This is a genomic window from Nonomuraea sp. NPDC050383, assembly GCF_044459125.1.
Classification (GTDB): domain Bacteria; phylum Actinomycetota; class Actinomycetes; order Streptosporangiales; family Streptosporangiaceae; genus Nonomuraea.
The window spans coordinates 103,775-130,009 of sequence record NZ_JBITIP010000022.1 but is presented as its reverse complement, the minus strand read 5'-3'; the positions used below and the strand labels follow the sequence as shown (position 1 = coordinate 130,009).

Annotated in this window: 26 protein-coding genes; 16 read left to right on the top strand and 10 right to left on the bottom strand. The window is 73.5% G+C overall.

Annotated elements, in window-relative coordinates; genetic code table 11:
* Positions 1 to 955: glycosyltransferase (locus tag ACIBG4_RS36835; protein WP_397206436.1), on the top strand; the 955-nt coding region annotated here is incomplete at its 5' end.
* Here ACIBG4_RS36835 and ACIBG4_RS36830 read toward each other — a convergent pair.
* The 3 genes from ACIBG4_RS36830 to ACIBG4_RS36820 are packed head-to-tail and all read right to left on the bottom strand — an operon-like array spanning position 945 to position 4,448.
* Positions 945 to 2,003, bottom strand: a complete 1,059-nt coding sequence (locus ACIBG4_RS36830; RefSeq protein WP_310708410.1) for a sulfotransferase — start codon at positions 2,001 to 2,003, stop codon at positions 945 to 947. The genes ACIBG4_RS36835 and ACIBG4_RS36830 overlap by 11 nt on opposite strands.
* Positions 2,004 to 2,024: 21 nt before the next feature.
* Positions 2,025 to 2,951, bottom strand: a complete 927-nt coding sequence (locus ACIBG4_RS36825) for a CDP-alcohol phosphatidyltransferase family protein (protein WP_310708411.1) — start codon at positions 2,949 to 2,951, stop codon at positions 2,025 to 2,027.
* Positions 2,952 to 2,999: 48 nt separating this feature from the next.
* A complete protein-coding gene (locus tag ACIBG4_RS36820; protein WP_397206433.1) occupies positions 3,000 to 4,448 on the bottom strand; it encodes a glycosyltransferase family 2 protein in 1,449 nt (482 codons plus the stop codon).
* 154 nt (positions 4,449 to 4,602) lie between these two features.
* Here ACIBG4_RS36820 and ACIBG4_RS36815 point away from each other — a divergent pair, with 154 nt between their 5' ends.
* Positions 4,603 to 5,112: a GNAT family N-acetyltransferase gene (locus ACIBG4_RS36815; RefSeq protein ID WP_397206431.1), complete on the top strand. Its 510-nt coding sequence runs from the start codon at positions 4,603 to 4,605 to the stop codon at positions 5,110 to 5,112.
* Complete coding sequence (pseI, locus tag ACIBG4_RS36810; protein ID WP_397206429.1) at positions 5,109 to 6,158, top strand: pseudaminic acid synthase; 1,050 nt, start codon at positions 5,109 to 5,111, stop codon at positions 6,156 to 6,158. Before ACIBG4_RS36815 ends, pseI begins: the two co-directional genes overlap by 4 nt.
* 24 nt (positions 6,159 to 6,182) lie before the next feature.
* On the opposite strand, the gene ACIBG4_RS36805 is transcribed toward pseI, so the two are convergent.
* On the bottom strand, positions 6,183 to 7,148 hold the full coding sequence (locus tag ACIBG4_RS36805) for a PseG/SpsG family protein (RefSeq protein ID WP_397206427.1): 966 nt from the start codon (positions 7,146 to 7,148) through the stop codon (positions 6,183 to 6,185).
* Positions 7,145 to 7,873 carry a cytidylyltransferase domain-containing protein gene (locus ACIBG4_RS36800; protein ID WP_397206425.1) on the bottom strand — a complete coding sequence of 243 codons (729 nt, stop codon included), beginning with the start codon at positions 7,871 to 7,873 and terminating at the stop codon, positions 7,145 to 7,147. Before ACIBG4_RS36800 ends, ACIBG4_RS36805 begins: the two co-directional genes overlap by 4 nt.
* 104 nt (positions 7,874 to 7,977) lie before the next feature.
* Here ACIBG4_RS36800 and pseB point away from each other — a divergent pair, with 104 nt between their 5' ends.
* Complete coding sequence (gene pseB, locus ACIBG4_RS36795) at positions 7,978 to 8,964, top strand: UDP-N-acetylglucosamine 4,6-dehydratase (inverting) (protein ID WP_397206423.1); 987 nt, start codon at positions 7,978 to 7,980, stop codon at positions 8,962 to 8,964.
* On the top strand, positions 8,961 to 10,085 hold the full coding sequence (locus tag ACIBG4_RS36790; RefSeq protein ID WP_397206421.1) for a DegT/DnrJ/EryC1/StrS family aminotransferase: 1,125 nt from the start codon (positions 8,961 to 8,963) through the stop codon (positions 10,083 to 10,085). Before pseB ends, ACIBG4_RS36790 begins: the two co-directional genes overlap by 4 nt.
* A 58-nt stretch (positions 10,086 to 10,143) precedes the next feature.
* On the opposite strand, the gene ACIBG4_RS36785 is transcribed toward ACIBG4_RS36790, so the two are convergent.
* The 3 genes from ACIBG4_RS36785 to ACIBG4_RS36775 form a co-directional block, all read right to left on the bottom strand.
* Positions 10,144 to 12,063: a glycosyltransferase gene (locus ACIBG4_RS36785; RefSeq protein WP_397206419.1), complete on the bottom strand. Its 1,920-nt coding sequence runs from the start codon at positions 12,061 to 12,063 to the stop codon at positions 10,144 to 10,146.
* Between the two features lie 116 nt (positions 12,064 to 12,179).
* Complete coding sequence (locus ACIBG4_RS36780; RefSeq protein WP_397206417.1) at positions 12,180 to 13,871, bottom strand: hypothetical protein; 1,692 nt, start codon at positions 13,869 to 13,871, stop codon at positions 12,180 to 12,182.
* Complete coding sequence (locus ACIBG4_RS36775) at positions 13,868 to 14,503, bottom strand: hypothetical protein (RefSeq protein ID WP_397206415.1); 636 nt, start codon at positions 14,501 to 14,503, stop codon at positions 13,868 to 13,870. The genes ACIBG4_RS36780 and ACIBG4_RS36775 overlap by 4 nt, the downstream gene beginning before the upstream one ends.
* Positions 14,504 to 14,870: 367 nt before the next feature.
* Here ACIBG4_RS36775 and ACIBG4_RS36770 point away from each other — a divergent pair, with 367 nt between their 5' ends.
* From ACIBG4_RS36770 to ACIBG4_RS36750, 5 genes are read left to right on the top strand one after another with little or no spacing between them, the layout of a single operon-like run.
* Positions 14,871 to 15,116 (top strand): acyl carrier protein, encoded by a 246-nt coding sequence (locus ACIBG4_RS36770; protein WP_397206413.1) that lies wholly within the window; start codon positions 14,871 to 14,873, stop codon positions 15,114 to 15,116.
* A complete protein-coding gene (locus tag ACIBG4_RS36765; RefSeq protein WP_397206411.1) occupies positions 15,097 to 16,017 on the top strand; it encodes an SDR family NAD(P)-dependent oxidoreductase in 921 nt (306 codons plus the stop codon). The genes ACIBG4_RS36770 and ACIBG4_RS36765 overlap by 20 nt, the downstream gene beginning before the upstream one ends.
* Before the next feature lie 27 nt (positions 16,018 to 16,044).
* Positions 16,045 to 17,358 (top strand): AMP-binding protein, encoded by a 1,314-nt coding sequence (locus ACIBG4_RS36760; protein WP_397206409.1) that lies wholly within the window; start codon positions 16,045 to 16,047, stop codon positions 17,356 to 17,358.
* Positions 17,355 to 18,440 (top strand): acyl-protein synthetase, encoded by a 1,086-nt coding sequence (locus tag ACIBG4_RS36755; RefSeq protein WP_397206407.1) that lies wholly within the window; start codon positions 17,355 to 17,357, stop codon positions 18,438 to 18,440. The genes ACIBG4_RS36760 and ACIBG4_RS36755 overlap by 4 nt, the downstream gene beginning before the upstream one ends.
* Entirely contained in the window at positions 18,437 to 20,074 is a 1,638-nt protein-coding gene (locus ACIBG4_RS36750; protein WP_397206405.1) for an acyl-CoA reductase, read from the top strand. The genes ACIBG4_RS36755 and ACIBG4_RS36750 overlap by 4 nt, the downstream gene beginning before the upstream one ends.
* Before the next feature lie 170 nt (positions 20,075 to 20,244).
* Here ACIBG4_RS36750 and ACIBG4_RS36745 read toward each other — a convergent pair whose 3' ends face one another.
* Entirely contained in the window at positions 20,245 to 20,556 is a 312-nt protein-coding gene (locus ACIBG4_RS36745) for an ArsR/SmtB family transcription factor (RefSeq protein WP_397206403.1), read from the bottom strand.
* Positions 20,557 to 20,613: 57 nt separating this feature from the next.
* Between ACIBG4_RS36745 and ACIBG4_RS36740 the strand changes: the two genes are divergently transcribed.
* Positions 20,614 to 20,940, top strand: coding sequence for a putative quinol monooxygenase (locus tag ACIBG4_RS36740; protein ID WP_397206401.1), 327 nt, complete (start codon positions 20,614 to 20,616; stop codon positions 20,938 to 20,940).
* A 233-nt stretch (positions 20,941 to 21,173) separates the two neighbouring features.
* On the opposite strand, the gene ACIBG4_RS36735 is transcribed toward ACIBG4_RS36740, so the two are convergent.
* On the bottom strand, positions 21,174 to 21,770 hold the full coding sequence (locus ACIBG4_RS36735) for a CGNR zinc finger domain-containing protein (protein WP_397206399.1): 597 nt from the start codon (positions 21,768 to 21,770) through the stop codon (positions 21,174 to 21,176).
* Between the two features lie 90 nt (positions 21,771 to 21,860).
* Here ACIBG4_RS36735 and ACIBG4_RS36730 point away from each other — a divergent pair, with 90 nt between their 5' ends.
* The 5 genes from ACIBG4_RS36730 (at position 21,861) to ACIBG4_RS36710 (ending at position 26,166) form a co-directional block, all read left to right on the top strand.
* Positions 21,861 to 22,286 (top strand): carboxymuconolactone decarboxylase family protein, encoded by a 426-nt coding sequence (locus ACIBG4_RS36730; RefSeq protein WP_397206397.1) that lies wholly within the window; start codon positions 21,861 to 21,863, stop codon positions 22,284 to 22,286.
* A gap of 5 nt (positions 22,287 to 22,291) precedes the next feature.
* Positions 22,292 to 23,188 (top strand): phosphotriesterase, encoded by an 897-nt coding sequence (locus ACIBG4_RS36725; protein WP_397206447.1) that lies wholly within the window; start codon positions 22,292 to 22,294, stop codon positions 23,186 to 23,188.
* Positions 23,189 to 23,284: 96 nt separating this feature from the next.
* The gene (locus ACIBG4_RS36720; protein WP_397206395.1) at positions 23,285 to 23,986 is read left to right on the top strand and encodes a polysaccharide deacetylase family protein; all 702 of its coding nucleotides are present in this window, start codon (positions 23,285 to 23,287) and stop codon (positions 23,984 to 23,986) included.
* A gap of 55 nt (positions 23,987 to 24,041) precedes the next feature.
* Positions 24,042 to 25,487, top strand: a complete 1,446-nt coding sequence (locus ACIBG4_RS36715; RefSeq protein ID WP_397206393.1) for a hypothetical protein — start codon at positions 24,042 to 24,044, stop codon at positions 25,485 to 25,487.
* A 55-nt stretch (positions 25,488 to 25,542) separates the two neighbouring features.
* Complete coding sequence (locus ACIBG4_RS36710) at positions 25,543 to 26,166, top strand: TetR/AcrR family transcriptional regulator (protein WP_397206391.1); 624 nt, start codon at positions 25,543 to 25,545, stop codon at positions 26,164 to 26,166.
* Positions 26,167 to 26,235 lie beyond the last annotated feature (69 nt).

The window sequence follows — 26,235 nt, the reverse complement described above, 5'->3', positions numbered from 1 at the left end:
GGGCCTCCCCCCCACACCCCCCCCGTTCCGGGCGGGGGCCGCCCCGCGCCCCGGGGGGAAGTGGGTCGCCCGCGCCCCGGCCGGCGGGGCGGGCCGGACGGCGCGGGCGCGGGCCGACCGCCGCCTGGCCCGGCTGCTGCGAGCCGCCTCACCCGGGTTCGCGGTGCTGACCTCGCCGAGCGTGGTGGCCCGGCTGGCGCCGCTGCTGCCCGCGTCGCTCCGCTCCATCGGCCAGTACCACGGCTCGTACGAGCACGCCGGCGGCTGCTGGCACCTGAGCTCCATCCGCAGGCACTACCCGGAGCTGGACCAGGCGGTCTTCCTCAGCGAGGACGACGCCTGGCGCTTCTCCGAGAACGCGCTGCTGCCCAACGCGCGGTCGCTGCCGAACCCGTTGCCCGCCTGGCCCGAGGAGGTCTCCCCGCTGGAGGCGCCCCGGGTGCTGGGCGTGGGGCGGCTGGAAGGGGTCAAGCGGTTCGACCGGCTGATCAGCGCGTTCGCCGCCTCCGGCGCGCCGCGGCCGTGGGAGCTGCACCTTGTGGGCGACGGCTCCGAGCTGGACCGGCTGCGCGCGCACGCGGCCCGCGAGGGGGTGGCGGACCGGGTGGTGTTCAGGGGGCGGGTGCCCGCCGAGCTGATGCCGGCGGAGTACCTGGCGGCCTCGCTGGTGGCGGTGACCAGCGAGCACGAGGGGCTGCCGCTGGCGCTGCTGGAGGCCGCGGCCCACGGGGTGCCCGCGGTGGCGTTCGACGTGTCGGGCGGGGTCCGGGCGGCGGGCCCGGTGCTCGTCCCGCCCGGCGACACCCGCGCGTTCGCGCTGGAGCTCGGCCGGCTCACCGGCTCCTCCCGTGAGCGGCGGCGGCTCGGCGCCGCCGCCCGCGCCGGGGCTGAGGCGTTCCGCCTCGACCGCGTGCTGGACGCGTGGGAGACCCTCTTCGCCCACGTCACCCGCTGACGTCGGCGCGGGCCTTCTCCGAGGAGCCGGTGGCCTGCTGCGGCGGCAGACCGGCCAGCTCCCGCTGGCGCGAGGTGAGCAGGGCCGCGACCGGTCCCGGCTCGCGCAGCCGCTGGAAGCGGTCGCGCAGGCGCTTGCGCGTACGGGCGGCGCGGCGCTTCTGCATGGTGCGCTGGAGGGTCGCCAGGTGCTCCTTCGAGGGCGCGGGCGCGCCACTGAGCTCGTACCCGTTGGCCATCAGCCGATCCCCGAGGACCTGCTCGGCGAGCGAGATCTCCCAGTCCTCCAGCCGGTTGGCCCAGCTGCCCACGCGTGAGCGGGTCACGTCGCCGTGGGTGTTGCTGTGCCAGACCTTGTGGACGGGTACGGCCACGCTGGCCGCCTCGCGCGGCGAGACCATCGCCGGGTCGAAGTCCTCCTCCAGGAAGAGGCAGAGCTTCTTCAGCTCGGTCGAGGGGTCGTCGGTCAGGTCCTCGTACCGCAGCTCGTAGTAGGTGTCGGCGGGCAGCGTGCGCCGCAGCTTGACGCCCGCGTCGATGGCCTCGGCCCAGGTGGTGATGGCGTGGAAGGAGTTGAGGGTGTACCAGGGCATCTCCTTCAGCGAGGAGACGCAGTCGCGGCCGTCCCTGATGAGGTGGATGAACTGGGCGTCGGGGAAGAGCCTGCGCAGGATCTCGACCTGCTTGACGTAGCTGGGCCGCTTGTCGCCCCAGCGCGGCTTGCCGAACCGCTCGGCGTACATGCGGAACGTCGTGCCGATGACCGAGCCGAGCGAGCCGGGACCCTCGATCGCCTGACGGATGAACTCGTCCTTGTCGATCTTGAGTTCCTTGAACTTCGTGGTGCGGTCGGTCGCGATCCACTCCGCGAGGGCGGCGCGGCGCTGTGCGAGGCGCATGTCGCCGAACGAGCGGCGGCGAACGTAGGCGGGCACCAGGTACCGCGTCTCGGGCGGCACGGCCATGCGCGGGTGGGAGTGCAGCATGAGCTGCAGCATCGTGGTGCCGGAGCGTGGGCAGCCGACGACAAAGACGGGCCGATCGGACATTTCGTTCTAACCCCCGAAAATTTAGACGAGAACGCGCTCTCGGCTCTCCTGCCGGGAGGACACGGTGTGCCTGCGCGTGAAGAGCCACATCCGGTAGACAAGGAAGATCTCGTTGGCGAGCAGCAGCACCCCGGCGACGGCGGACACCGGCACCAGCGCGGCCACTCCGACAAGGGGCGCGACCACGAACACCGCGGCGTGGAACTCGATGCCGCTGATCAGGTGGGAGCGGACGCGGCGGCGGGCGAGGTACCTATTGAGCCGCCTGGAGAAGGTGCGGTTGCGGCCACGCCTGCGGCTCACGGTGACGACGTGCTCCACGGCGTCGTCGTCGTCGACGACCTCGCCGTCGTCCGCCTCCCCCAGGCTCGGGAGGGGCACCATGAGGACCGGCTCGCTGACGACCGCGGCCTGCTCCCGGTTCCAGACGCGGGCCGCCTCGCGCAGCTCGGCCGCCTCGGCCCGCGCCTCCCTGATGATCTCGCGTACCCGCTTCATCTGCGGCGCGTTGACGTACCGGAAGAGGTCGAGCACGGCGATCCCCGCGCCGAGCACGATGAACTGCACGTCACCGGTGAGGGCGTACTGCCCGTACGCCAGACCGGTGGCGCAGAGGACCACCCGCACCCGGTCGCCCACGTAGTCCAGCCAGAGCCCGAAGGGCGTCCCCGTGCCCTTGAGCCGGGCGATCTTCCCGTCCACGCAGTCGACCATGAAGCTGAGATAGAACGCCGCCGCGCCCGCGACCAGCAGGTCAAGGGCGAAGCAGAGGGCCGAGACCAGGCCGATGACCAGCGACAGCACGGTGAGCTCGTTGGGCGTGATCCGCGACCGGTTGGCCACCAGCAGAGCCGTCCGGCAGGCCAGCGGGTCCACGAGGTACACGGTCCACCAGGAGTCTCTCCGCTTGCGTGTCGCATGGACGTCATCGAGCGAATAGGTCCTCATGGATTCCAGCATGACCACCCGCCGTGAGTGAGTGACTACACTCTGGAACTACTGGGTGATGTCCATGCCCGTTCTTGACCATCCCGGCACGGACAGCCGCCACGTCCGATTGCCGTCCCCGTCGCGGAAGCAGCCTTCGAGCACCAGCCCACGCGTCTCCACCTGGGCGTACAGGCGCCACGTCGGCCCCCCGCGCCGCAGCCGCCGCGGGTCGATCTCGGCGAGCAGCCGCCCGGCCCCCAGCCGGCGTGACGGCAGCGGCACCTTGCGGCTGCCGTCACTCAGCCACACCTCGATCTTGCGCGGCCGGCGCTCCACCCGGTGCAGGGCCACCTCCCCGACCACCGCGAAGCCCTGGCCGTTCCACCGGCACTCCTCGACCTTGGCCAGCACCTTGATCTCCTCCCGGGCGTCGTACACCTCGTCGGGGATCCGCAGCGAGCGGTCGCGGAAGTACGGGTAGTCGCCGTACCAGTTGGCCCGGCGCAGCCCGCGAGGGACGATGCGGGCCGCCTCGGCGGACGACCTCCTGAACTCCCGGACGGTGCGCAGCTCCCTGACCAGCCCGCGCTCCACCAGATACAGCTCCAGCCGCCGCAGGGACGGCGCGGTGGCCAGCACGCCCGGGTTCAGGACCGCCAGCCACTGCCGGGCGAGGTCCAGCAGCGCCTCCAGGTCGTCGCCCGCCGCGTGCTCCAGCGCCTGGAACAGGAAGACGATGTCCTTCTCCAGCACCAGGCCGTCGAAGGAGCGGGTCAGCTCCGGCGCCTCCTCCTGCAGGAACGAGCGGACGGCCCGGATGGCCTCCAGGCGGTCGGCGAGATTCGGCAGCTCGGCCCGCCGCTGCGTGATCGAGGTCTCCCCCGACTCCCGCTTGCGCCAGTGGTAGACGACGTCCGGCAGCAGGTCCACGCTGGCGGCCAGCACGTGGGCGCGCATGCTGAGCGGCACGTCCTCGTAGATGCCCTGACGGAACCTCAGCCGGTGCTCGTACCAGAAGTCCTTGCGGTAGAGCTTGTTCCACACCGTCCGGTCCCTGACCAGCACCCGCCGGTCCATGATGTGGGTGCGCCGCACCGCCCGCCGGAAGATCTTGTCGTGCAGCGACGACGACGACAGCTCGCCGTCCGCCATGCGCCGCACCCCGCCGCACGCGAGGTCGGAGCCGGTCCGCTCCAGCGAGGTGACCAGCAGCTCGTACGCGCCGGGCGGCACGACGTCGTCGCTGTCGGCGAACGCCAGGTACGAACCGCGGGCCCAGCGCACACCCTCGTTGCGGGCCGGACCGGGACCCCGGTTGGGCTGGCGCACCACGACGAAGCGCGGGTCACGGGAGGCGAACCCCTCGGCGATCCGCCGGCTCCCGTCCACCGACCCGTCGTCCACCAGGATGACCTCGATGTCGGCCAGCGTCTGGGCCGCCAGCGACTCCAGGCACTCGGCGATGTACTGCTCCACGTTGTAGAACGGGACGACGACGCTGACCAGGGGCGCCATGCCGGGCTCCTTGAGTGGGGGACGGGTCCGAGGGCAGCATGCCGCCGCCATGGCCTCTCGGCGGTGACCGATGCTCCACCCTGATCAGCTCTTTACCAGGCCCATAGTCCGCTACGGTGTGGACGTAACCAGGCACGGAGCGTGAGGGGGCCCGATGCTCAGACACGTCGACGACGGCGATCTGCCCGTCATGCGCCGCTGGCGCAACCATCCGAAGGTCCGCGCGGCCAGCTTCACCACCCACGAGATCGGCGAGGACGAGCACGCCCGGTGGTGGGCCGGGGTGCGGACCGACCCGGCCAGGCAGGTGCTGGTCTACGAGCACGGCGGGATCGCCTCCGGGGTGGTGACGTTCTCCGGGCTCGCGCCGGGCGCGCCGATCGCCCACTGGGGCTTCTACCTCGACCTCGACCGCCTGGAGCACTCGGGCGAGCTGCTCGCCGCCTGGTTCGGGCTCGAACGCGCCGCGATCCGCCACGCGTTCGGCCCGCTCGGGCTGACGACGCTGCGGGGCGAGGTGCTGGCCGCCAACAAGCCCGTCCGCCTGCTGCACAGCCGCTTCGGCTTCACCGAGATCGGCGGCTACCGGCGGCTGCTCGACGGCGAGAGCGTGGACGTGGTGCTGATCGAGTTCACCCGCGCCGCCCGGAGGGACGAGTCATGACGTCGCTGTCGATCGCCGGCCGCCGCGTCGGCCCCGACCGGCCGCCGTTCGTCGTCGCCGAGATGTCCGGCAACCACGACGGGAGCCTGGAGCGCGCCCTCGCCATCGTCGAGGCGGTGGCCGCGAGCGGCGCCCACGCGCTGAAACTCCAGACCTACCGGCCCGACACGATCACCGTCGACGCCGACGGCCCCGCCTTCCGCCTCGGCGGCGGCCACGAGCTGTGGGGCGGCGAGCGGCTCTACGACCTGTACCTGCGGGCCCACACGCCGTGGGAGTGGCACGAGCCGATCTTCGCCAGGGCCCGGGAGCTGGGGCTCGTGGCGTTCTCCTCGCCGTTCGACCCCACGGCGGTCGAGCTGCTGGAGAAGCTAGGCGCCCCCGCGTACAAGATCGCCTCCTCGGAGCTGGTGGACCTGCCGCTGATCCGGCTGGCCGCCGCCACCGGCAAGCCGCTCATCCTGTCCACGGGCATGGCCACGGCCGGGGAGATCGACGCCGCCGTACGGGCGGCCCGCGACGCGGGCTGCGCCGAGCTGGCCGTCCTGTCCTGCACCGCCTCCTACCCCGCCTCGCCCGCCGAGAGCGACCTGCGCGGGCTGCCGCTGCTGGCCGGGCTCACCGGCGCGGTCGTCGGCGTCTCCGACCACACGCCGGGCATCGGCGTGTCGCTCGCCGCAGTGGCCCTGGGGGCCTGCCTGATCGAGCGGCACGTCACGCTGGACCGGGCGGGAGGCGGCGTGGACGCGGCGTTCTCGCTGGAGCCGGCCGAGCTGGCGACGCTGGTCGTGGAGAGCGAGCGGGCCTGGCAGGCGCTCGGCGAGGCCCGCATCGGCCCCAGCCCGTCGGAGCGGGAGGGGCTGCGCTTCCGCCGGTCGCTGCACGTGGTGGCCGACGTGCGGGCGGGCGAGGAGGTGACCGGGCGCAACGTACGCTCGATCCGGCCGGCCGGCGGGCTGCCGCCCGCGGCGATGACCGACGTGGCGGGCCGGCGCTTCACCCGGGACGCCGCGGCGGGCACGCCGCTCACCTGGGACCTGGTCTGAGCCTTCGGGACCTGGTCTGAGCCTTCACCGCAGGGAGAGCAGCGCGTCGGCGACGCGTTCGCGGCCCTTGCCGTCGACGAGGCCGCTGCCCCGCCGGCCGTACTCCTCGCGCAGCCCCGCGTCGCCGAGCAGACGGGCCAGCACCTCGACGGCGGCCTGTCCGGGGTCGGGGCCGAGCGCGGCGGCGATGCCGCCGGCGGCCAGCGCCTCGTAGCCGATGAGCTGGTTGGCGGCCACCCAGGTCAGCGCCGCCGGCACGCCGAGATAGAGCAGCTCCCAGATGGTGGAGCCGGCGGCGGTGAGCACGAGGTCGGCCTCGGCCATGAGCTGCGGCAGCCGGTCGGTGGGCGGGATGACGGTGATCGGCCCCTCCACCGCGAACAGCCGGGGGCTCACCACCGTCGCGTGGAACGGCAGCCCCGTGGCGTTCAGCGCGCCCGCCCAGGCCGACGTCACGCCGGCGCTGTCGGTGCCGCCGAAGAAGCACAGCACGCGGGGCACCTCGCCACGTGGGCCGGGCGCCCGGCGCAGCCGGCGGACGCTGTCGCGCAGCAGCGCGTAACGGACCCCGGCCAGCCGCTCGGCGAGCAGCGGGAAGGGCCGCAGCTCCGCGCCGAGGTTCTGGTCGAGGTAGAGGTCGGCCTCCTGACCGAGCGGGTCGCCGTCCACGATCGCCAGCACGGCCGCGCCCGTCGCCCTGATCCGGGCGCCCGTACCCGGAGCCAGGTCGTACGAGTCGAGCACCACCACGTCGAGGCGCAGGTCGCGCACCAGCTCCGCGAGGCCCTCGGGGTCGGCCGGAGCCGGGACGAGCGGCAGGCCGCGCGCCAGGAGCTGCGCCCGCGCCCACGCCGAGCCGGCCAGGTCGCCCAGGAAGCCGACCTCGACACCGCGCCCGCGCAGCTCCTCGGCGAGCGCCACGCAGCGCACCAGATGGCCGACGCCCCTGCCGGCGCCGGCGTCGCAGCGGACGCCGACCCGGCCGGTCATGCCTCCTGCAGCGCTTTCTGCTGGACGTGCGCGTTGAGCCTGAGCACCTCCGGCCGGGCCCGCAACCAGCCCACGAGCGTCGCGTACGGCAGGCACCGGTCGCCGAGGGCGGCCACCACCCGCGAGATCAGCCGCCAGTCGTCCTCGGTGTCGAGGGTGACCCGCAGGTCGGCCGCCGCCGGGGCGTAGGCGAGGCCGAGCAGCCGCGACGCCCCCGGATGCGTGTAGACGTAGGAGGTGACGTGGACGCGATGGTGGGCGGTGGCCTCCCGCCCGGCCCGCGCCAGCGCCTCCCGGCTCGCGATCTCGACGTCGAGGCCGCGCGGCAGGGTCCGGGTCAGGCTCGTGCTCAGGTAGTCGAGGCCCGGCACGGCCCGGTAGACGAGCGCCGCCTCGCGGACGATCGCGGGGTCGAGCAGCGGGCAGTCGGCGGTGAAGCGCATGACCGCGTCGGCCGGGTGCAGCTCCAGCGTCTGCTGGAACCGGGTGAGCACGTCGTCGACCGGCCCACGGTGCCAGGCGACGCCCAGCCGCAGGCACTCGGCCACCACGGCATCGTCGGCGGGCTCGGTCGTGGTGGCCACCACCAGCTCGTCCACCGCGTCCGCCTGGCGGACGGCCCGCACCACCCAGCCCAGCACGGACCTGCCGCCCAGGTCGCGCAGGACCTTGCCCGGCAGCCGCGTGGACCCCGTCCGCGCCTGAATGACTCCGACAATCCGCACTGAAGCCCCATTCCCCCGTGTGACCGTGCGTTGCTGGTCGATCGCGCTATGCTACCGGCTCAGCTCCGGCGACTACAGGGCGTGAACACGATTCAGGGGGTCACGTGAGCATTCTGAGCGGCTCATCCGTTCTGATCACCGGCGGCACGGGGTCCTTCGGCAAGGCGTTCATCCGCCACGCGCTGGGCGTCCTCGACGTGCGCCGCCTGGTGGTCTTCTCCCGCGACGAGCTCAAGCAGTGGGAGGCGCGCCAGGTCTTCGGCGACGACAAGCGGCTGCGCTGGTTCATCGGCGACGTGCGCGACCGCGACCGGCTGACCCGCGCCATGCACGGCGTCGACTTCGTGGTCCACGCCGCCGCGCTCAAGCAGGTCGACACCGCCGAGTACAACCCGTTCGAGTACGTCCGCACCAACGTCACAGGCTCGCAGAACGTCGTCGAGGCCGCCATCGACAGCGGCGTGCGCAAGGTCGTCGCCCTGTCCACCGACAAGGCGTCCGGCCCGGTCAACCTCTACGGCGCGACGAAGCTGGTCGCCGACAAGCTGTTCGTGTCGGCCAACCACTACGCCGCCGGCCACGCCACCCGCTTCGCCGTGGTCCGCTACGGCAACGTGGTCGGCAGCAGGGGCTCGGTCGTGCCGTTCTTCCAGCGGCTCGCCGCCGAGGGCGCCAGCCTGCCGATCACCGACAAGCGCATGACCCGGTTCTGGATCACCCTCGACCAGGCCGTGCGGTTCGTCGTCGACTCCTTCGACCTCATGCGCGGCGGCGAGCTGTACGTGCCGCGCATCCCCAGCATGCGCATCACCGACCTGGCCGAGGCCGTCGCGCCGTGCGCCACCGTCCACGAGGTCGGCGTCCGGCCCGGCGAGAAGCTGCACGAGGAGATGATCGGCTCCGACGACGGCCGCCGCGCGCTGCGGCTCGGCGACCGCTACGTCGTGCTCCCGGCCATCGCCACGTGGGGCTACGAGCCGCCGCCCGCGGGCGAGCCGCTGTCCGACGGCTTCGCCTACCGCTCCGACACCAACGACCTGTGGCTGTCGGCCGAAGAGCTGCGCCGCATGCTCGCGGACGGCCGCTGGTGATCCCGTACGGCCGGCATTCGGTCGACGAGGACGACGTCCGGGCCGTCGCCGAGGTGCTGCGCGGCAACTGGCTCACCACCGGGCCGGAGGTGAGCCGGTTCGAGGCGGAGCTGGCCCGGTGGACCGGCGGCGTCCCGTGCCTGGCGGTCACCTCCGGCACCGCCGCGCTGCACGTGGCCTACGCCGCCGCCGGCATCGGGCGGGGCGACGAGGTCGTCACCTCGCCGCTGACGTTCGTGGCCACGGCCGCCGCGGCCGCGCTGCGGGGCGCCCGGGTCGTCTTCGCCGACGTGCAGGACGACACCGGCAACCTCGACCCCGACGCGGTCGCCGCCCTGGTCACGGGCCGCACGCGGGCCGTGACCGCCGTCGACTACGCCGGCCACCCCGCCGACTACGACGAGCTGCGCGGCGTCGCCGACCGGGCCGGCGCGACCCTCGTCGGCGACGCGGCCCACTCCCTCGGCGCCTCCTACAAGGGGCGGCCCGTGGGGCTGCTGGCCGACATCACCACGTTCTCGTTCTTCGCCACCAAGACCGTCACCACCGCCGAGGGCGGCGCGGTGGCCCTGCCCCACGGTGAGCGCCACACCCGCGCCGCGCGCTTCCGCAACCACGGCCTGGTACGCGACCCGGCCGAGCAGCGCGACCCCGGCCACGGCGGCTGGCACCAGGAGGTCCACGACTTCGGCCTCAACTACCGGCTGCCCGACGTGCTGTGCGCGCTCGGGCTGAGCCAGCTCCGGCGGCTGCCGGCCTTCCTGGCGCGCCGGGCCGAGCTGGTGGCGCGCTACGACACGCTGCTGGCCGGGGTGCCCGGACTGCGGCTGCCGGGGCGGCGCCCGTACACCGAGCCGGCCTGGCACCTGTACCCGGTGCGCGTGCTCGACGGCCGCAGGCGGGAGGTCTACGACCGGATGCGGGCGGCGGGGATCGGGGTGCAGGTCAACTACATCCCGGCGTACTGGCATCCGGTGTTCGAGGACCTCGGCTACCGGCGCGGCATGTGCCCGCGGGCCGAGGCGTACTACGGGGCGGAGCTGTCGCTGCCGCTCTACCCCGGTCTGACCGACTCCCAGCAGGACCAGGTCGTGGAGTCGCTGCTCACCGTCCTCCGCTGACGCCGCTCACGCCGCTCACGCCGTTCCGCGCTGACGGAGCGCGGCCTCGCGGGGCCGCTCAGCCGGGCGGGCAATGCTCCACCAGCATCAGGCAGCCGTCGTCGCCCCGGTCGGCCACGAACCTGCGGCCCGCCACGGTCGCCGCCGGGCGGGCCCGCGTCCGCACCAGCGGGCGGATCTTCCTGCCCTGGTCCAGGACGACGTCCCAGCGCGGCTGCCGGCCCACCGGCTCGTCGATGTCGACGAGCCGGATCCGGCCGCTGAAGACGTGACCGTCCAGGGTGGCCGGGAAGTACACCTCCTCGCCGTCGCTGCGGCGGATCAGCCGGAGCACCGGATCCTCGTCGCCGGGGTCGGCCAGCTCCCCCGCCACCAGCAGGTCGCCGCCCTCGATGCGGCACTCGCCGATCAGCGCCTCCGCCCGGCGCACCCGCAGCCCCCACACCCCTCTGGCGCCGCGTACGGGCACCACCCAGGAGCCCGCCCTGCGCACCGGCACCGGTACGGCCGGGGGCAGCCACCGGGGTCCCGCCACCTTCGCCTCCAGCCGCAGCCCCGTCGCGCGCAGCTCGACGCGCAACTCCCAGTGACCGCGCCGGGCCAGCCGGGCCGGTGTCAGCGTGGCGGGGTCGAAGGCGAAGCCGAAGGGGAAGCCGTGCTCCGCCGCCACGCCGCCGTTCTCCTGGGCGAGGCCGAGGCAGGCGGGCATGACCCTGTCCTCCGAGAGCGGCACGGTGTCGGAGGTGCCGCGCTCCTGGAGCCACACGCGTACGCGGACGCGCCCCAGCCCCCGCACGTCGAACCGGCCGACCGACACCCAGCCCTCGCCGTGAAGCACGCCGTCCCGCCAGCCGGCGGACAGCAGGCGCGGCAGCAGGGCCAGCTCCTCGGTGACCTCCGACAGGTCCTGCGGCAGGGCGGGATGCCGGCCGTACCAGCGCCTGCGTCCCAGCCCGAGCCCACTCCCGAGCCCCCTTGCGAGTCCCTGAGGGACGAGGGGCGGCCACAGCCGGCCCTCGTCCTGTTCCGCGAACACCGCCGCCAGCTCGTCCGGCCGCCTCCGGTGCAGCAGGTGCGTCAGCAGCCTGCGCGGGAACGGCAGGCTCAGCCAGTCCTCCGGGGCGACCCCGTCGAGGTAGCGGGCGGCGAGGTCCAGGATCTCCGGGTCCGCCGCCGCGCCCATGACCGCCACCGCCTCCACGGCCACGCCCATGTCGATGTCGAGGGTGTCGCGGTCGAAGCGCGGCTTGACGGCCGGGGCCCGGCGGGCCAGCAGCGTGGCCGTCTCCAGCACCGACAGCAGGCGGTCGCGTACGTTGTCCGGCTCCATGCGGCGGTCCGTGACGGACTCCTCGCGCCTGCGCCAGTGGTAGACCACCGCCTTCAGCACGTCCACCGAGGCCGCGCCCACGTGCGCCGCCATGGCCACGGGCTGGTCCTCGTACAGCCGCTCCGGGAACGTCAGGGCCAGCGCGTCCCAGGAGGAGCGCCGGTAGACCTTGTTCCACAGCATGCGGTCGCGGACCAGCAGCGGGTGGCGGGTGATGTGGGTGCGCTCCAGCCGCCTCGCGAACGCCTGCCGGTGCGCCCACGAGGGCACGAGCTGGTTCCGGTGGATGCGCATGACGTTGCCGCAGGCCAGGTCCGAGCCGGTGGACTCCAGCGACGCCACCAGGCGGCGGAACGCCTCACGCGGCACCAGGTCGTCGCCGTCCACGAAGGCCAGGTAACGGCCGGTCGCGTGCCGCACCCCGGTGTTGCGCGCCCGCCCGACGCCGCCGCCCGTCAGCCTGACCAGGCGCACGCGCGGGTCGGCCGCCTGCCGCGCCTCCACCACGGCCCGCCCGCCGTCGCGGCTGCCGTCGTCGACGCAGATCACCTCCAGGTCACGCAACGTCTGCGCGAGCAGGGAGTCCAGGCAGGGGCCCAGGTACTCCTCGACGTCGTGGAACGGGACGATCACCGACAGGATCGGCACGAAACCACCCTCTCTTCCTCAGCTTCGTCGTCTTCGCCGACCTTCGCCGACCTTCGCCGACCTTCGCCGGCCTTGCAGCGGGCCTTACGGCGGGGCCGGCGGCTTCGCGGCCGGGCTCAGCGGGACAGCAGGCGCAGGACCTTGCGGGCGGCCCGGCGGGGGCGCGACAGCCGGCGGGCCAGCCGGAACCCGAGCGACCTGCGCAGGGAGGCCGCCTTGCGCTGGCTCCTGCGCAGCTTGGCGCGGGTGCGTACCAGCTCGCGCTCGCGGTAGGTCAGCTTGGTCTCCAGACGCGCGATCCGGGCCAGCGACGCGGTCAGCTGATCGGTCAGCCGGTCGCGGGCGCTGAGCAGGTCCCGGTACGTGGGCGCGGCCCCCGCCAGCTCGGCCGTCCCCGGCGCCTGCCCGAGCTCGGCCTCCAGCTTGCGGGCCCGATCGAGGCCGTCCTGGTCGCACGGCTGCCCCGCCATGCCGCACAGCGTCAGCGCGAGCTGCCCGGCGTCCAGCGGCCACGGCCACGGGTGGTGGTGCCCGGCCGCCAGCAGCCGTACGGCGAAACGCCACAGGATCCGGCAGAGCACCACCTGCGCGGGCACCGGACCGCCCAGGGCGGGCACCGGGATGATGGCGGTGAACCGCTCGCCGTCCCAGACGAGGTTGTCGGCGGCGGCGTCGCCCCCTTCCGCGACCCACGCGGCCAGCCCGGCCAGCAGGTCGCGCACGGACCGCACGTCCTCGCGGGCGCACGCCTCGACCAGGATCTCCTCGACGATGCGCCCCCGCGGGACGGGCCGCACGGCTCCTCCGGGCAGCCTTCTGGTGGAGGTGGCGGTGACCTCGTGCACGGCCCGCCCGACCTCGACCAGGCCCTCCGGCAACGGCTCACCGCCCGCGTGGTCGTCACCGGCACGGACCTCGGCCGGATCGTTCCCGGAGACCGGGCGGGTGGCGACTGTGAGCCACAGGGGCGCCAGGTGCTCTCCCAGCCCGTGACGGAACGCCAGCCGGGTCAGCCGAAGCGGGTCGGCCACCAGCATGGTGTCGCCGCCGGGCGCCGTCAGCGGCACGGTGAGCGCCTCGGGCAGGTTCTCGCGCAGCAGCTCCCGTCCGAACAGGGCACGCGGGGCGCTCCTGGCCGGGTAGGCGGCGTAGCACCGCTCGACCACGAGCCCGGCCGCCTCCAGCGCCGCGTCCAGGGCCTCCGGTCCGCCGGGGTGGCTCGGGTCGAAGCCGTGCGGCTCCCAGTGCCCGTCAGCGCCTTCCCGGTCCGGCGGCCGGGCGTCCACGAACCGGTCGATCCCGAGGTCGTTCGGCACCGCGAGGACGAGCCGGCCGCCCGGCGCCACAAGGGCGGCGAGGGCGTCCAGCGAGGCACGCCACGGCGGGGCCGGCTCCTCGGCGGAGTGCGTGCGTTCCAGCCCGTCGAGCGCCAGCACCAGGTCGTACGGCTCCGCCACGGTCAGCGCCCGGAGCCGCCCGCAGTGGACGTCCAGCGCCTGGTGACGCTCGCCGAGGGCGCAGGCGTCGGGGTACGACCGCACGAGCACGGCCACCGACGACGCGCCTCCGGACATCTCGTCGCCGGAGCCGGCACCACCGGAGAACCCACCGCGAGAGCCTTCGCCACCGGCGAACGCGGCGATGAGGCTTTTCGGGTGCGGGCCGGCCAGCAGCACGCGGCCGGCCGGTGGGACCAGCCGCCGGACCAGCTCCAGCCCCGCGCCCCGCCAGTCGGTGGCCGCGTCGGCGTCGGACCACAGCAGCATCTCGCCGCCGATCAACCGGACGTTGCCGGGCGCCTCCGTCATGCGCATCGCACCCGCTTCCAGCCGAACATCCGCCGTAGCTCCTCAGGTGTGGCCTGACAGTCGAAGCCCAGCTCCCGCCGGGCGGCCTCGGCGGCCAGGCCGCGGTCCACATGCTCGCCGTGCAGCTCGGGCCAGAGCCGCATGCGGCGGGCCGTGCCTCCGTATTCGGGGCGTTCGCCCTCGAACTGCATCGGATCGCCGTACACGGCGATGTCGCAGCCCACCGAGGCCCCGTAGAAGAGCGCGCTGCCGAGCCGGTTGGACGCCACCCTGCGGTGGCGGCGCAGCTCGGTGAGCTGGCGCCGGAGGAAGTCGCGTCCGGAGTCGTCCCAACGGGAGCCGCGCTCGCCGTGGCAGATGACCCGGAATCCGGCCGACTCGTACGCCCGCCTAATACCGATATTTGCGAATTCGAGCCAGTAAAGGCATACGGTCACCGGGCCGGTCTCCACCTCGCGGATCCGCGCGGCGAGCTCGCCGTGATCACCGGTGACCGCGTTCTTCTCCCAGCCGTGGAAGGGGTACCAGATCGTGCCCTCCCGCTCCTCCTCCGGCACCCGGCCGAGATCGGGCTCCAGGTCGAGGAGGTAGATCCACGGCGCGCCGATGAGGTAGTGGCCCCGGCGCCCCATCGACCAGCCGCGCCGCCGAAGTACGTCGGCCCAGATGAAACGGGGATATCCCGGTGTGCACCAATGGTCGTTCGGCGGATATCCGTGCAGATAATTCCAGCCGTGCTGGAGAAATCCCTGTATACGCCGGGGAACGTCGTCCGGGAGCCCGCAGTATCCGGCGAGTATGCGGGAGTGCCCGTACCAGTGATTGGATTCGTCCATCATTCCCCCTGTAGCGGTTGGCGCGCCCCAAGGGACATTCGCAGCATCGCCGGTACATCACCCGGCTTTATACGGTTCCATTACCCGCGACTGGGTCTCGGTTTGAGCCATGGAGGATCACCGATACACTACGTTCTGGTTCGACCACGGAGAGTGAGGGAGCATGACCCACCTCGACCGCCTGCGCGGGGTCTTCCGCGCCGCGCTGAGCCTTCCGGACGACGCCGACGTCGACGAGCTCCAATACCGGGCGATCCCGCAGTGGGACTCCCTGGCCCACATGGCGCTGGTCGCCGCCATCGAGGACGAGTTCGACATCATGATCGACACGGACGAGATCATCGACATGAGCTCGTTCACCGAGGCCGCGCGGCTGCTGGAGAAGCACGGTGCCGGCGCCGCGTTCTGACCCACACCCGTCCCCGGCCGGCGCCCCCGGTGACGCGGCCCCGGACCGCGCGGCCGGTGACACGGCCACGGACCGCGCCACGGGTCACACGGCTCCGGACCGCGCCCCCGGTGACTCGGCCCCTGGAGCCGCCGGCGGCACGACCGCAGACCTCGATCCGGCCCCGCGCACGCGGGTGGCGCTGGTCACCGGCTCGACCTCGGGCATCGGGCGGGCCGTCGCCGTGGCGCTCGCCGCGGCCGGTGACGAGGTGATCCTGCACGGGCGCGACGCCGAGCGGGCCGCGAAGGCCGCGGCCGAGGTGGCCGCCGAGACCGGCGGCCGCACCTGGTCCGTCCACGGCGACGTGGCCGACCCCGGCGCGGTCTCCGCCATGATGCGCCACGTCCGGGAGCGCCACGGCCGCCTCGACGCGCTCGTGGTCAACGCCGGCATCCACGACGCGGCACTGCTCGGCCTGCTGCCGGGCATGGCGGTGTCCCGGCTCTTCGACGTCAACGCGGTGGGCGCCGTCCACACGCTGCAGTCGGCGGTCCGGCTCCTGCGCCGGGGCACGAGCCCCGCCGTGGTGATGGTCTCGTCGATCATGGGGCGCCGCGGGTCGGCGGGCCAGGCCGTCTACTCCGCCACCAAGGCCGCGCTGCTCGGCCTGACCGTGTCCGCCGCCAAGGAGCTCGGCCCCGCCGGCATCCGGGTCAACGCGGTGGCGCCCGGCTTCATCGAGACGGCCATGCTCGCCACGCTCGACGACCGGGCCCGCGCCGCGACGGTCGCCGCGACCCCGCTCGGCCGCGTGGGCCTGCCCGGCGAGGTGGCCGCCGCCGTGGCGTTCCTGCTCTCCGGCCACGCCTCGTTCGTCACCGGCCAGGTGCTCGGTGTCGACGGCGGGCTGGTGCTGTGAGGTTCCGACACGATGGATGGACGTCCCATGGATCGTTTCCCGCACCCTGACGCGCGGCTCGTCGTCGCCGGAGAGCCGGGCGGGCTCACGGGCGACCTGCTGGCCGCCCGGGTCGAACGCGCCGCGCAGGTGCTCGCCGGCCTGCCGCCTGGTCCCGTGTTCTGCGGCATGCGCAACGACCTGGCGTCCGTGGTGCGTTACCTCGCCGCGTGGCGGACCCGCAGGCCGGTGGCGCTGCTCGACCCGGACCTGGCGGCGGGGGCGCTGACCGGCCTGATCAGGAGGTTCCGGCCGGTGGGGATGTTCGGGTTCGCGCATGCCGTGGAGGCCGCGCCGCGCGGGCGCCGCGACGCCGGCGACCCGCATCCCGACCTGGCCGTGCTGCTGGCCACGTCCGGATCGACGGGCAGCCCCAGGCTCGTGCGCCTGTCGCGCCGGGCCGTGCTGTCCAACGCCACGGCCATCGCCACCGTCCTGGCCATCGGCCCCGGCGACGTGGCGCCGACCAGCCTGCCGCTCTACTACAGCTTCGGCCTGTCGGTGCTCAACAGCCACCTGGTGGCCGGCGCCACCGTGGTGCTCACCGACGCGGGCCTGCTGGAGCGGTCGTTCTGGACCCACCTCGACGGCCACGGCTGCACCTCGCTGGCGGCCGTCCCGTACCAGTACGAGATGCTGCGCAGGCTCGGCTTCGAGCACGCCGACCACCCCACGCTGACCACGCTCACACAGGCCGGCGGGCGGCTGCGGCCGGAGCTCGTGACGCGGTTCGCGGCCATGACGGAGCGGTTCTTCGTCATGTACGGCCAGACGGAGGCCACCGCGCGCATCGCGGTCCTGCCGCCGGACCGCCTGGCCGACAAGCCGGGCTCGGCCGGGATCGCCGTCCCGGGCGGCCGGCTCAGCGTGGACGGCGGGGAGGTGATCTACGAGGGGCCCAACGTGATGATGGGCTACGCGGAGACGGCCGCCGACCTGGCCAGGGGCGACGACCTGGGCGGCGTGCTGCGCACCGGCGACCTCGGCCACCTCGACGACGAGGGCTTCGTCTTCCTCACCGGCCGCATGAAGCGCATCGCCAAGATCTTCGGCGTACGGGTCAGCCTGGACGACGTCGAGGGCCTGCTGCGTGACTGCGGCCCGGTGGCGGTGACGAGCGGGGACGACCGGGTCACGGTATGGGCCGAGGGGCTCGACCGCGACGCCTGCGCCCGCCTGGCCCGCCGCCTCGGCACGGAGCTACGGCTGCACTGGAGCGGCTTCGACGTCCGCGCCGTGGACCGCCTCCCGCTGCTGACCACAGGCAAGGTCGACTACCGCGCCCTGGAGGCCCGGACATGAGACCACCGGACGGGCCGAGGGCCACGACGGACCCGGCAGACCGGGTGGGTGTCTTCACGTTGGGCCAGGCCGAGCGGGAGCGGGTGCTGCTGCCGCGGCTGGCCGAGCTGACGGAGCGGCACCGGCACGCCTGCCCGCCGTACGCGCGGATCCTGGCGGCGATCGGGTCGCACGGGCCGTACGCGCGCGTGGCGGAGCTGCCGTGGCTGCCGGTGCGGATGTTCAAGACGCACGAGCTGCGCAGCGTGCCCGAGGAGGAGGTGTTCCGGGTGCTCACCTCCAGCGGCACCACGGGGCAGCGGCCCAGCCGCGTCCACCTCGACCGCGCGGCGGCGGCGGCGCAGCCGCGCATGCTGGCGGCGACGCTCCGGGCGGTGCTGGGCGAGCGGCGACTGCCCATGCTGATCGCCGACACCCGCTCGGTCGTACGGGCCACGACGCTGAGCGCGCGCGGCGCCGGGGTGCTCGGCATGATGAACCTCGGCCGTGACCACACCTTCGTGCTGGACGAGGGCGGCGAGGTGGACGCGGTGGCGGTGCGGGGGTTCCTGGCGCGGCACGGCCGGGAGCCGTTCCTGATCTTCGGGTTCACGTACATGGTGTGGCTGCACCTGCGCGGGCTGGGGCTCGACCTGTCGCAGGGGGTCCTGATCCACTCCGGGGGGTGGAAGAGGCTGGCCGACCAGGCGGTGGACGCGGCCGAGTTCCGCCGGCGGCTGGCGCGCGAGTGCGGGCTGACCCGGATCCACGACTTCTACGGCATGGTGGAGCAGATCGGCACGATCTTCCTGGAGGGTCCGGAGGGCGGCGGGCTCTACTGCCCGGACTTCGCCGACGTGGTGATCCGCGACCCGGAGACGTGGGAGGAGGCCCCACCGGGCGTGACGGGGCTCATCGAGGTGGTCAGCACGCTGCCGACGTCGTACCCGGGGCACGTGCTGCTGACCGAGGACCTGGGGGTCGTCCACGGGGTGGACGACGGCACATGGCCGGGCAAGCGCTTCTCGGTGCTGGGTCGGCTGACCCGCGCGGAGGCACGCGGGTGCAGCGACACGCTGGGCGGGATGGGGGCGGCCGCGTGACCGGCCCCGTCCACGTCCCGCGGCCTCCGTCCGAGCGGGCCGCCGGTGAGGGGCACCCGGTACGGGTCCGGATTCCCGCCGAGGAGACCGCCGGTGACGGGCAACCGGTACGGGTCCGGGTGCCGGCCGAGGGAGCCGCCGGTGACGGGCAACCGGTACGGGTTCGGATTCCGGTCGAGGAGGCCGCCGGTGAGGGGCAATCGGTGCGGGTCCGGTTTCCGGTCGAGGGGGCCGTGGGGGTCGGGGATCTGGTTCGGGACGTGACCGGCGGGCCGGGGCTGAGCGTCGGGGACGATCGCGTGCGGGAGTTCCTCGTGGCCGTCGGGCGCGGGCTGCTCAGGCCCGCCGTGGCGCGGCGGCATCCCGAGCTGGCGTCCCTCGGGTTCTTCCTGCGGCCCCGCGAGCTGGAGCGGGCCGTCGGCCCGGCGTCCGGGGAGCACGTGCGGGTGCCGCGTGGGCTGGTGTTCCACGTTCCCCCGGCGAACGTCGACACCGTCTTCGTCTACTCCTGGGCCCTGTCGGCCCTCATGGGCAACCGCAACGTCGTCCGTCTGTCGGCCCGTGCCGGCGTCGTGGCCGAGGTGATCCTCGGCGTGCTGCACGAGGCGCTCGACGTCGCCGACCCGGTGGTGGCCCGCACGCAGCGCGTCGTCACCTACGACCGTCCCGGGCGGGAGAGTGAGGGCAGCCGTCCCCTGCGGGAAGGCGAGAGCAGCCGTCCCCTGCGGGAGAGCGAGGGCAGCCGTCCCCTGCGGGAAGGCGAGAGCAGCCGTCCCCTGCGGGAGAGCGAGGGCAGCCGTCCCCTGCGGGAGAGTGAGGGCGGGCGTCCCCTGCGGGAAGACGAGGACGGACGTTCCCTGCGGGAGAGCGAGGGCCGGGCACCCGACCCCACCGCCGAGCTGTCGGCGGCGTGCGATCTGCGGGTGATCTGGGGCGGCGACCGTACGGTGGACGAGATCCGCCGGCATCCGCTCGCGCCCCATGCCCGCGATCTCGCCTTCCCCGACCGGTCGTCGTTCGCGGTGGTCCGGGCCGCGGCGTGGCTGGCCGCCGAGCCGGCGACGCGGGCGGCGGTGGCCGACGGGTTCGCCACCGACGCGTACTGGTTCGACCAGGCCGCGTGCTCGTCCCCGGGCACCGTCTTCTGGGTCGGCTCCCCGGGCGAGTGCGAGGCGGCCCGCGACGGGTTCACCGCCTGCCTGGCGCAGGCCGTGGCGCGCCGCGGGTGGACAGTGGACGCGGCGATGGCGGTCGAGAAGCGGGTGGCCACGTACGGGCTGGCGGCCGACGGCGTGGCGAGCTCGGTCGAGTTCCGCGGCAACGCCCTGGCCCAGGTGGTTCTGACGGCGCCGGACCGGGCTCCGCGGCGGTGGCTCGGCACGGGGACGTTCGCGCACGCCCGGCTCGGCACTCTCGGCGAGCTGGCGGGCGTGGTGCGGCGGAAGGACCAGACGATGACGCACTTCGGCTTCGGCCGCGAGGAGCTGGCCGAGCTGGCCGGGGCGTTGGGCGGGCGCGGGGTGGACCGGATGGTGCCGGTCGGGGCCGCGCTGGGGTTCCACCGGGTGTGGGACGGCGTGGACCTGCCGGCCGAGTTCACCCGGCTGGTGACCGTCACCGCGTCGCCCTCGTAGCGGACCTGCCCGCCGCGTCCACCCGGCTGGTGACCGCCACCGCGCCGCCCTCGTAGTGGATGTGCCGGCCGAGTTCACCCGGCTGGTGACCACCACCGCCTCGCCCTCGTAGCGGACCTGCCCGCCGCGTCCACCCGGTTGATGGCCGCTACCGCGTCGTCCCGGTGGCTCTACCTCGCCCCATCCTGCTCCGGCTCGCCGCCGGACTCCAACTCCTCGGTCAGGAGCGCCAGCAGGCCGGGCAGGTGACGCTCGATGTCCTGCCTGGGCAGCGAGACCGCGCTGCCGTTGCCGTGGTCGCGCTGCACGATCAGCCCCGCCTCACGCAGCACCCGGAAGTGATGCGTGCGCGCGGCCTTCTTCACCGGCAGGTCGAAGGAGCCGCACGCGCGCTCGCGGTCCCCTGGATCGGCCGCGAGTTCGGCCACCACCCGGCGGCGGGAGCTGTCGGCCAGGGCGCCGAACACCTTGCCCAGATCCATGAATCTCCCCTAGGTACGATTTGTTTCGTACCTGATAGATGCCTACCATCGTCAGGTATGACGATTATCGTACCTGAAGGAGACGGGGCCGTCGGCCTCTACGGCTTCGCCCGGCCGAAGCCCGAGCGGGCCGACGAACTGGAGCGACTGCTGCTGTCGTTCGTCGAACCGACCAGGGCCGAGCCGGGCTCGATGCAGTACCAGGTCCACCGGGACGTGGCCGACCCCGGCACGCTGGTGTTCTACGAACTGTGGCGGTCGGCCGACGACCTGCGCGCCCATCTCGCGCGTCCCGAGCTCGCGGACTTCCAGCGGCACCGCATGGACTACCTGCTGGAAGACCTGGAGATTCACTGGCTGACGCCTCTCAGCGCGACCCCCTGACCCCTCAGCGGACCGCAAACGGCCGCCCGCCCCCGGCACCAGGGGCGGGCGGCCGTCGCCGCGATGATCGAGGGACAGCTCGCGCACGGGATGCCCACTTCCGGCGTCCAGGTGGGAGGAAGGCGGGCGCCAGTACGTGACACCCCGTGACGCCCCCGAATGCGCAGGCGACGGCAGCGGGGCTCGCCCGTGACGCCCCCCGATGCGCCGGCGACGGCAGCGCGGCTCGCCCGTCACTGTGCCGGCGAGTGATCCTCGTTCGGCCTGGAGGCGGTGGCGTCGCGGCGGGCGCGGAGGGCGCGGACCCTGCCCCGGCTCGCGCACGCCGGGGACGGGCACCAGCGCCGGCGCCCGGGCGGATCGATGAAGACGCCCCTGCAGTCGCGCTCCGGGCAGCTCTTGAGAGCCAGCCGGTCCGAGCCGGTCATGTGGTCCACGGCCTGACGGGCGACCCTGGCGAGGGCGCGTGCCGTCGTCGCCGGCGGTTCGCGGCGCAGCCGGTCCTCCGCGACCAACCGGACCGGATCGTCATATGCGGCCAGGAACGCGGCCAGCTCCGCCACGGCATCCGCGGGCGGGGGGCGCTCGTCGACGGTGGCCAGGGCGAGCGCGCGGAGGGTCTCGCGGAGTTTTCGCGCCTGGTCCAGGTCGTCTTGATCAGGCGGTAGAGCCGGGGACAGCTCGCAGCGCTCCAGCCACTCGGCGAGGCGGCCGGGCGTGCTCAGCCGCTCCACCGGGTCCGCGCTGAACGTGCGGCCCCTGGTGGCGAGGAGGTTCAGCCAGACGGCGCCGCAGTCGAAGCGGAAGGCGAACGGGTCCTCTTTGCTCATGGGCCCATGGTAACGCTCAGGCCGTTACATCTGTTACCGTCCAGACTGTAACGTTCAAGGCGTTACAAGGACCGACCGGGAGCAATGGGCATGACGACGAATCGAACGCTGTCGGAGCAACTGACGCGGGCGCGGCTGGACCGGGAAGAGGGATACCGACTGCTGGACGTTCTCCAGGACGAGGCCACCCAGCAGGCGCTGCCCGGCATCGAGCAGATCGTCCCGGGATACGCCGACTGGATCATCACAGCCCTGTTCGGTGGCACCTACCTGCGCGAGGGGTTGTCGCTGCGCGACCGGCAGCTCGTCAACCTGGCCGCCCTCACCGCGCTCGGCGGCGTGGACCCGCAGCTGTCCGGCCACGTCAAGACCTCGCTGCGGGTCGGGATGACCCGCGAGGAGGTGCTTGAGGTCTTCGTGCACCTGGCGCCCTACATCGGCGTGCCCAAGGCACTGGCCGGGCTGCGCGTCGCCGCTGCCGCGCTCGCCGACGTGGAGCAGGAGGGCGGACGGTGAGCGCGATGGTCCGTACCGTGCTCGGGGACGTCCCGCCCGAGAAGCTGGGCGTCTGCGACGCCCACGACCACCTGTTCATCAGTACGCCGGCGCTGCCGGGGCAGGCGCTGGACGACGCCGAGGCCGCGCTCGCCGAGTTGACCGCCTTCGCCGCGCTCGGCGGAGGCGCGGTGGTCCAGTGGACACCGTGGGGAATGGGGCCACGGGCCGACGAACTGCCCCGCCTGTCGCGGCGGTCCGGCGTCCACGTCATCTCCGCCACCGGGATGCACCAGGCCAGGCACTATGACCGAGGCGAGCTGGAGCGCGTCCGTGGCCGGCTGGCGGAGTTGTTCATCCGCGAGCTGACCAGCGCTCCCGTGCAGGCGGGAATGATCAAGGTCGCCGGTGCCTATCACCGCCTCGACGACCACGCCCGGAACGTCATGGCCGCCGCCGCCGAGGCCCACCATGCCACCGGCGCGCCCATCGGCGTCCACCTGGAGGCCGGAACCGCCGCCCTGGACACGCTCGACCTGTTGTGCCGGACGCATGGGGTCGCCCCGGACCGCGTGATCCTCGGACACCTGACCCGATTCCCGGACACGAGGATTCACCGGCAGGTCGCCGAAGCCGGTGCGTTCCTGGTCTTCGACGGCCCGTCGCGAGCGCATCAGGCCACCGACTGGCGCCTGCTGGACAGCCTCGCGGCCCTCGCCGACGCCGGCCACGCTCACCAGCTCCTGCTCGGGGCCGACACCGTCACCGCGACGGCCCGGTCCGGTGCCGACGGCCCTGGCATGCCGTTCCTGCTCGCCGGCCTGCGCCCGAGGATCGAGCGTGAGCTCGGCACGGACCTCGCTTGCGCGATCTTCACCGGGAATCCGGCCCGCGCCTTCGCGGTGCGATGGCGCCGGCCATGACTGGGCCCTCCGCACGCGCGCCGGCCGGTGGCACGCTCCAGGAAGGCGGGGCGACCCGTCACGCGGGTGGGGATGTTTGGCTTTAAGGTGGCACCTGTGGTGATTCAGGGCTTGCTGGCGGCCGCACTGGTGATGAGCGGCGCCCCGGCTGCGGGCACGGGGACGAGCGCGGGAACGGGCACGGCGGCGCGGGTCGACTGCGCGAAGGTCAAATGCCTGGCGCTGACGTTCGACGACGGCCCCGGCAAGTACACCGGCACCCTCCTCGACGTGCTCGAACGCGAGCACGTGAAGGCCACGTTCTTCCTCATGGGCAAGCACGTGGAGCAGATCCCGGCGGTCGTCAGGAGGACGGTGGCCGAGGGGCACGCGATCGGCAACCATACCTACTCGCACCCGTCGTTACCGACCCTGCTCGACCAGGAGATCATCGACGAGATGCGCCTCACCCAGGACGTCGTCCAGAACGTGACCGGCCGCCGGCTGCGGATGTTCCGGCCCCCGTACGGGCACACCGACGCCCGGGTGCTGGGGCTCGCCGGCTCGCAGGACCTCTCCCAGGTGCTGTGGACCGGCACGACCCTCGACTGGAAGCTGCGCGACCCGGCGAAGATCAAGGCCGCGGTGCTGCGGCTGGCCAAGCGCGACGGTGTGATCCTCATGCACGACACGGTCCCGCAGACGGTCCGGGCCATGCCGGCGATCCTCAAGGAGCTGAAGAAGCAGGGGTATCACCTGGTGACGGTTCCGACCCTGCTGGGCGGCAGGACTCCGGACGCCGGTGTGAGTTTTCCCTAGTTCGCGGTAGGAAGCACGTCGGGGCGACCGCCCCGGTAGCCGGGACGGGGAGCGCATGCTGACGGAGACCGCGAAGCCATCGCGCTGGGCGACGCTCGCGACCTTCCTCGCCATCCAGGCCGTGCTCGCGTGCTGGTGGGCCGCGTACTATCCGGGCCTGTTCAGCCGCGACTCGGTTCTGTACCTGAGTCACACCATGGTCGGGCCGTGGGTGAGCGACCACTCGGTGACCTACGACGCGCTGCTGTGGCTGAGCGTGCGCCTGACGGGCGACATCGGCGCGGTCACGCTGCTGCAGACGACCGCCATGGCGGCCACGCTCACGTACCTGGCCGCCGCGCTGAAGGCACTCGGCGCGCCGCGCAGGACGACGACGGCCGTGGCCGTCCTGCTGCCGTTCCTGCCGCCGGTGGGCGCGTTCGCGGTGGCGCTGTGGAAGGACGTGCCGTTCACACTGTGCGCGGTCGCGATCGCGGCGTCGTGCGCCGGGCTGGCGGCGACCCGCCGCCTCACCGCGTGGCGGCTCGCGGGGCTCGGGACGCTCATGCTGGCGCTCGGGCTGTTCCGGGCGAACGGCTTCCTCGTGGTCGGCGTCGCCGTCGCCGTGCTGCTGGTCGTGGTGCGGGGCGCGAGGATACGGCTGGCGCTGGTGGGGCTCGTCGCGGCGGCCGTCCCCCTGGTGCTCAGCAACGTCGTCCTGCCGCGCGTGGGCATCGCCGCCCCGTCCAGCACGTACGTCTACCACACGGCCTTCGGTGACATCGCGGTCCTGTACCGGGAGCATCCGGAGCTGTTCGACGACCGCGACCGGACGCTCATGACCGCCGTGGCCCCCCTGTCGCGGTGGAACGAGGGCGGCACCTGCCACACCATCAACCCGCTGATCTGGCGGCGCGACTTCAGCTGGCAGCAGGCCGACGCGCACGCGAGCGAGCTGCTGGAGCTGTGGCGGCGGCTGCTCACGGAGCGGCCCGCGGACGTCGTGGACGCCCGCCTGTGCCGGGGCTCGATCGCGTGGAACCCGGTGCAGGACGAGTGGGCCGTGGGCGGGCAGACGTACCACTTCTCGCGCCGGCCGAGCGCCGAGACGTACGTGGGCCCGAACAAGGTGCCCGACTACCCGCAGCGGTGGATGTTCTCGCTGCGGCCGAAGTCGGCGGAGCTGTACCGGGTGGCCGACTCGTGGCTGCTCGCCTCGGCGGAGCCCGGCTATGACTGGCTGCTCTGGCGGGGCGCGACCTGGGCGTACCTGTCGTACCTGACGGCGGGGCTGGCGGCGTGGGCGCTGCGCAACAGGTACGTGCCGGCGGTCGTGGCGGTCGTGGCGGGGCAGCAGCTCGCCGTGCTGGCCAACATCTCGGCGCAGGACTACCGGTACATGGCCACACCGCTCTTCGTGGGGATGATGATGACGCCGCTGCTGTTCGGCAGCCTGGTACGGGTGCTGCGCGGGGCCCGGCGGCCGGCCGGCGAGCCGGTCCCGGGCCCCGAAGCCGGCTAAAACTTGCGGACCACGCATCTTTGCAGAGTCCGCAAGTTTATGTATCGTGGTGGCTGTGGGAAGTGACGACCGTGAGCGTTCGGGACTGCGCGAGCGCAAGAAGCGAGAGACGCGCATCGCGCTGAGCTGGGCCGCCATCCGGCTCACCGTGGAGCGCGGGTGGGACAACGTACGGGTGGAGGACATCGCCGCCGAGGCGGGCGTCTCCCCCCGCACCTTCAACAACTACTTCTCCAGCAAGGGCGAGGCCATCGCGGCCCGGCACGTCGAGCGGGCCCACGCGATCGCGGAGGACCTGCGCGCCCAGCCGGCGGACAAGCCGCTGTGGGAGGCGATCACCGACGCGGCGCTCTCGCAGTTCGCGCTCGGCCTCGACGCGCGGCCGGAGGCGTCGGACGAGCGGACCGCCGGGCTCCGCCTGATGGTGCAGGAGCCGGCGCTGCAGACCGAGTTCGTCAAGGCGAACATGGCCGCCGAGGCCGAGTTCGCCGCGGTGATCGCCGAGCGCACGGGCACCGACGTCACCCGCGACCTGTACCCCAACCTCGTCGCCGGTGCCGTGAGCGCCGCCATCGTGGCGGTCACCCAGCAGTCGCTGCGCCCAGGACCGCCGGTCTCGGTACAGGAGTTGCTGCGCGAGGCGTTCGGCCGGCTCTCCCAGGGGCTCACCACCCCGTAGCCCCACCCCCACAACCGCACACGGTACGAAGCCCGGCGCCGCCGGGCCGATGCGTCATGCCCTTTTCCG

What these genes read in the sequence shown, in the direction of transcription:
- ACIBG4_RS36745 (WP_397206403.1), bottom strand. Translation starts at nt 20,556, where the DNA reads ATGGATCTGGGCAAGGTGTTCGGCGCCCTGGCCGACAGCTCCCGCCGC.
- ACIBG4_RS36820 (WP_397206433.1), bottom strand. Translation starts at nt 4,448, where the DNA reads ATGGCGCCCCTGGTCAGCGTCGTCGTCCCGTTCTACAACGTGGAGCAG.
- ACIBG4_RS36755 (WP_397206407.1), top strand. Translation starts at nt 17,355, where the DNA reads ATGAGACCACCGGACGGGCCGAGGGCCACGACGGACCCGGCAGACCGG.
- ACIBG4_RS36715 (WP_397206393.1), top strand. Translation starts at nt 24,042, where the DNA reads ATGCTGACGGAGACCGCGAAGCCATCGCGCTGGGCGACGCTCGCGACC.
- ACIBG4_RS36735 (WP_397206399.1), bottom strand. Translation starts at nt 21,770, where the DNA reads ATGAGCAAAGAGGACCCGTTCGCCTTCCGCTTCGACTGCGGCGCCGTC.
- ACIBG4_RS36760 (WP_397206409.1), top strand. Translation starts at nt 16,045, where the DNA reads ATGGATCGTTTCCCGCACCCTGACGCGCGGCTCGTCGTCGCCGGAGAG.
- ACIBG4_RS36740 (WP_397206401.1), top strand. Translation starts at nt 20,614, where the DNA reads ATGACGATTATCGTACCTGAAGGAGACGGGGCCGTCGGCCTCTACGGC.
- ACIBG4_RS36830 (WP_310708410.1), bottom strand. Translation starts at nt 2,003, where the DNA reads ATGTCCGATCGGCCCGTCTTTGTCGTCGGCTGCCCACGCTCCGGCACC.
- ACIBG4_RS36725 (WP_397206447.1), top strand. Translation starts at nt 22,292, where the DNA reads ATGGTCCGTACCGTGCTCGGGGACGTCCCGCCCGAGAAGCTGGGCGTC.
- ACIBG4_RS36825 (WP_310708411.1), bottom strand. Translation starts at nt 2,951, where the DNA reads ATGAGGACCTATTCGCTCGATGACGTCCATGCGACACGCAAGCGGAGA.
- ACIBG4_RS36780 (WP_397206417.1), bottom strand. Translation starts at nt 13,871, where the DNA reads ATGACGGAGGCGCCCGGCAACGTCCGGTTGATCGGCGGCGAGATGCTG.
- ACIBG4_RS36770 (WP_397206413.1), top strand. Translation starts at nt 14,871, where the DNA reads ATGACCCACCTCGACCGCCTGCGCGGGGTCTTCCGCGCCGCGCTGAGC.
- ACIBG4_RS36730 (WP_397206397.1), top strand. Translation starts at nt 21,861, where the DNA reads ATGACGACGAATCGAACGCTGTCGGAGCAACTGACGCGGGCGCGGCTG.
- pseI (WP_397206429.1), top strand. Translation starts at nt 5,109, where the DNA reads ATGACGTCGCTGTCGATCGCCGGCCGCCGCGTCGGCCCCGACCGGCCG.
- ACIBG4_RS36775 (WP_397206415.1), bottom strand. Translation starts at nt 14,503, where the DNA reads ATGGGGCGCCGGGGCCACTACCTCATCGGCGCGCCGTGGATCTACCTC.
- ACIBG4_RS36815 (WP_397206431.1), top strand. Translation starts at nt 4,603, where the DNA reads ATGCTCAGACACGTCGACGACGGCGATCTGCCCGTCATGCGCCGCTGG.
- ACIBG4_RS36805 (WP_397206427.1), bottom strand. Translation starts at nt 7,148, where the DNA reads ATGACCGGCCGGGTCGGCGTCCGCTGCGACGCCGGCGCCGGCAGGGGC.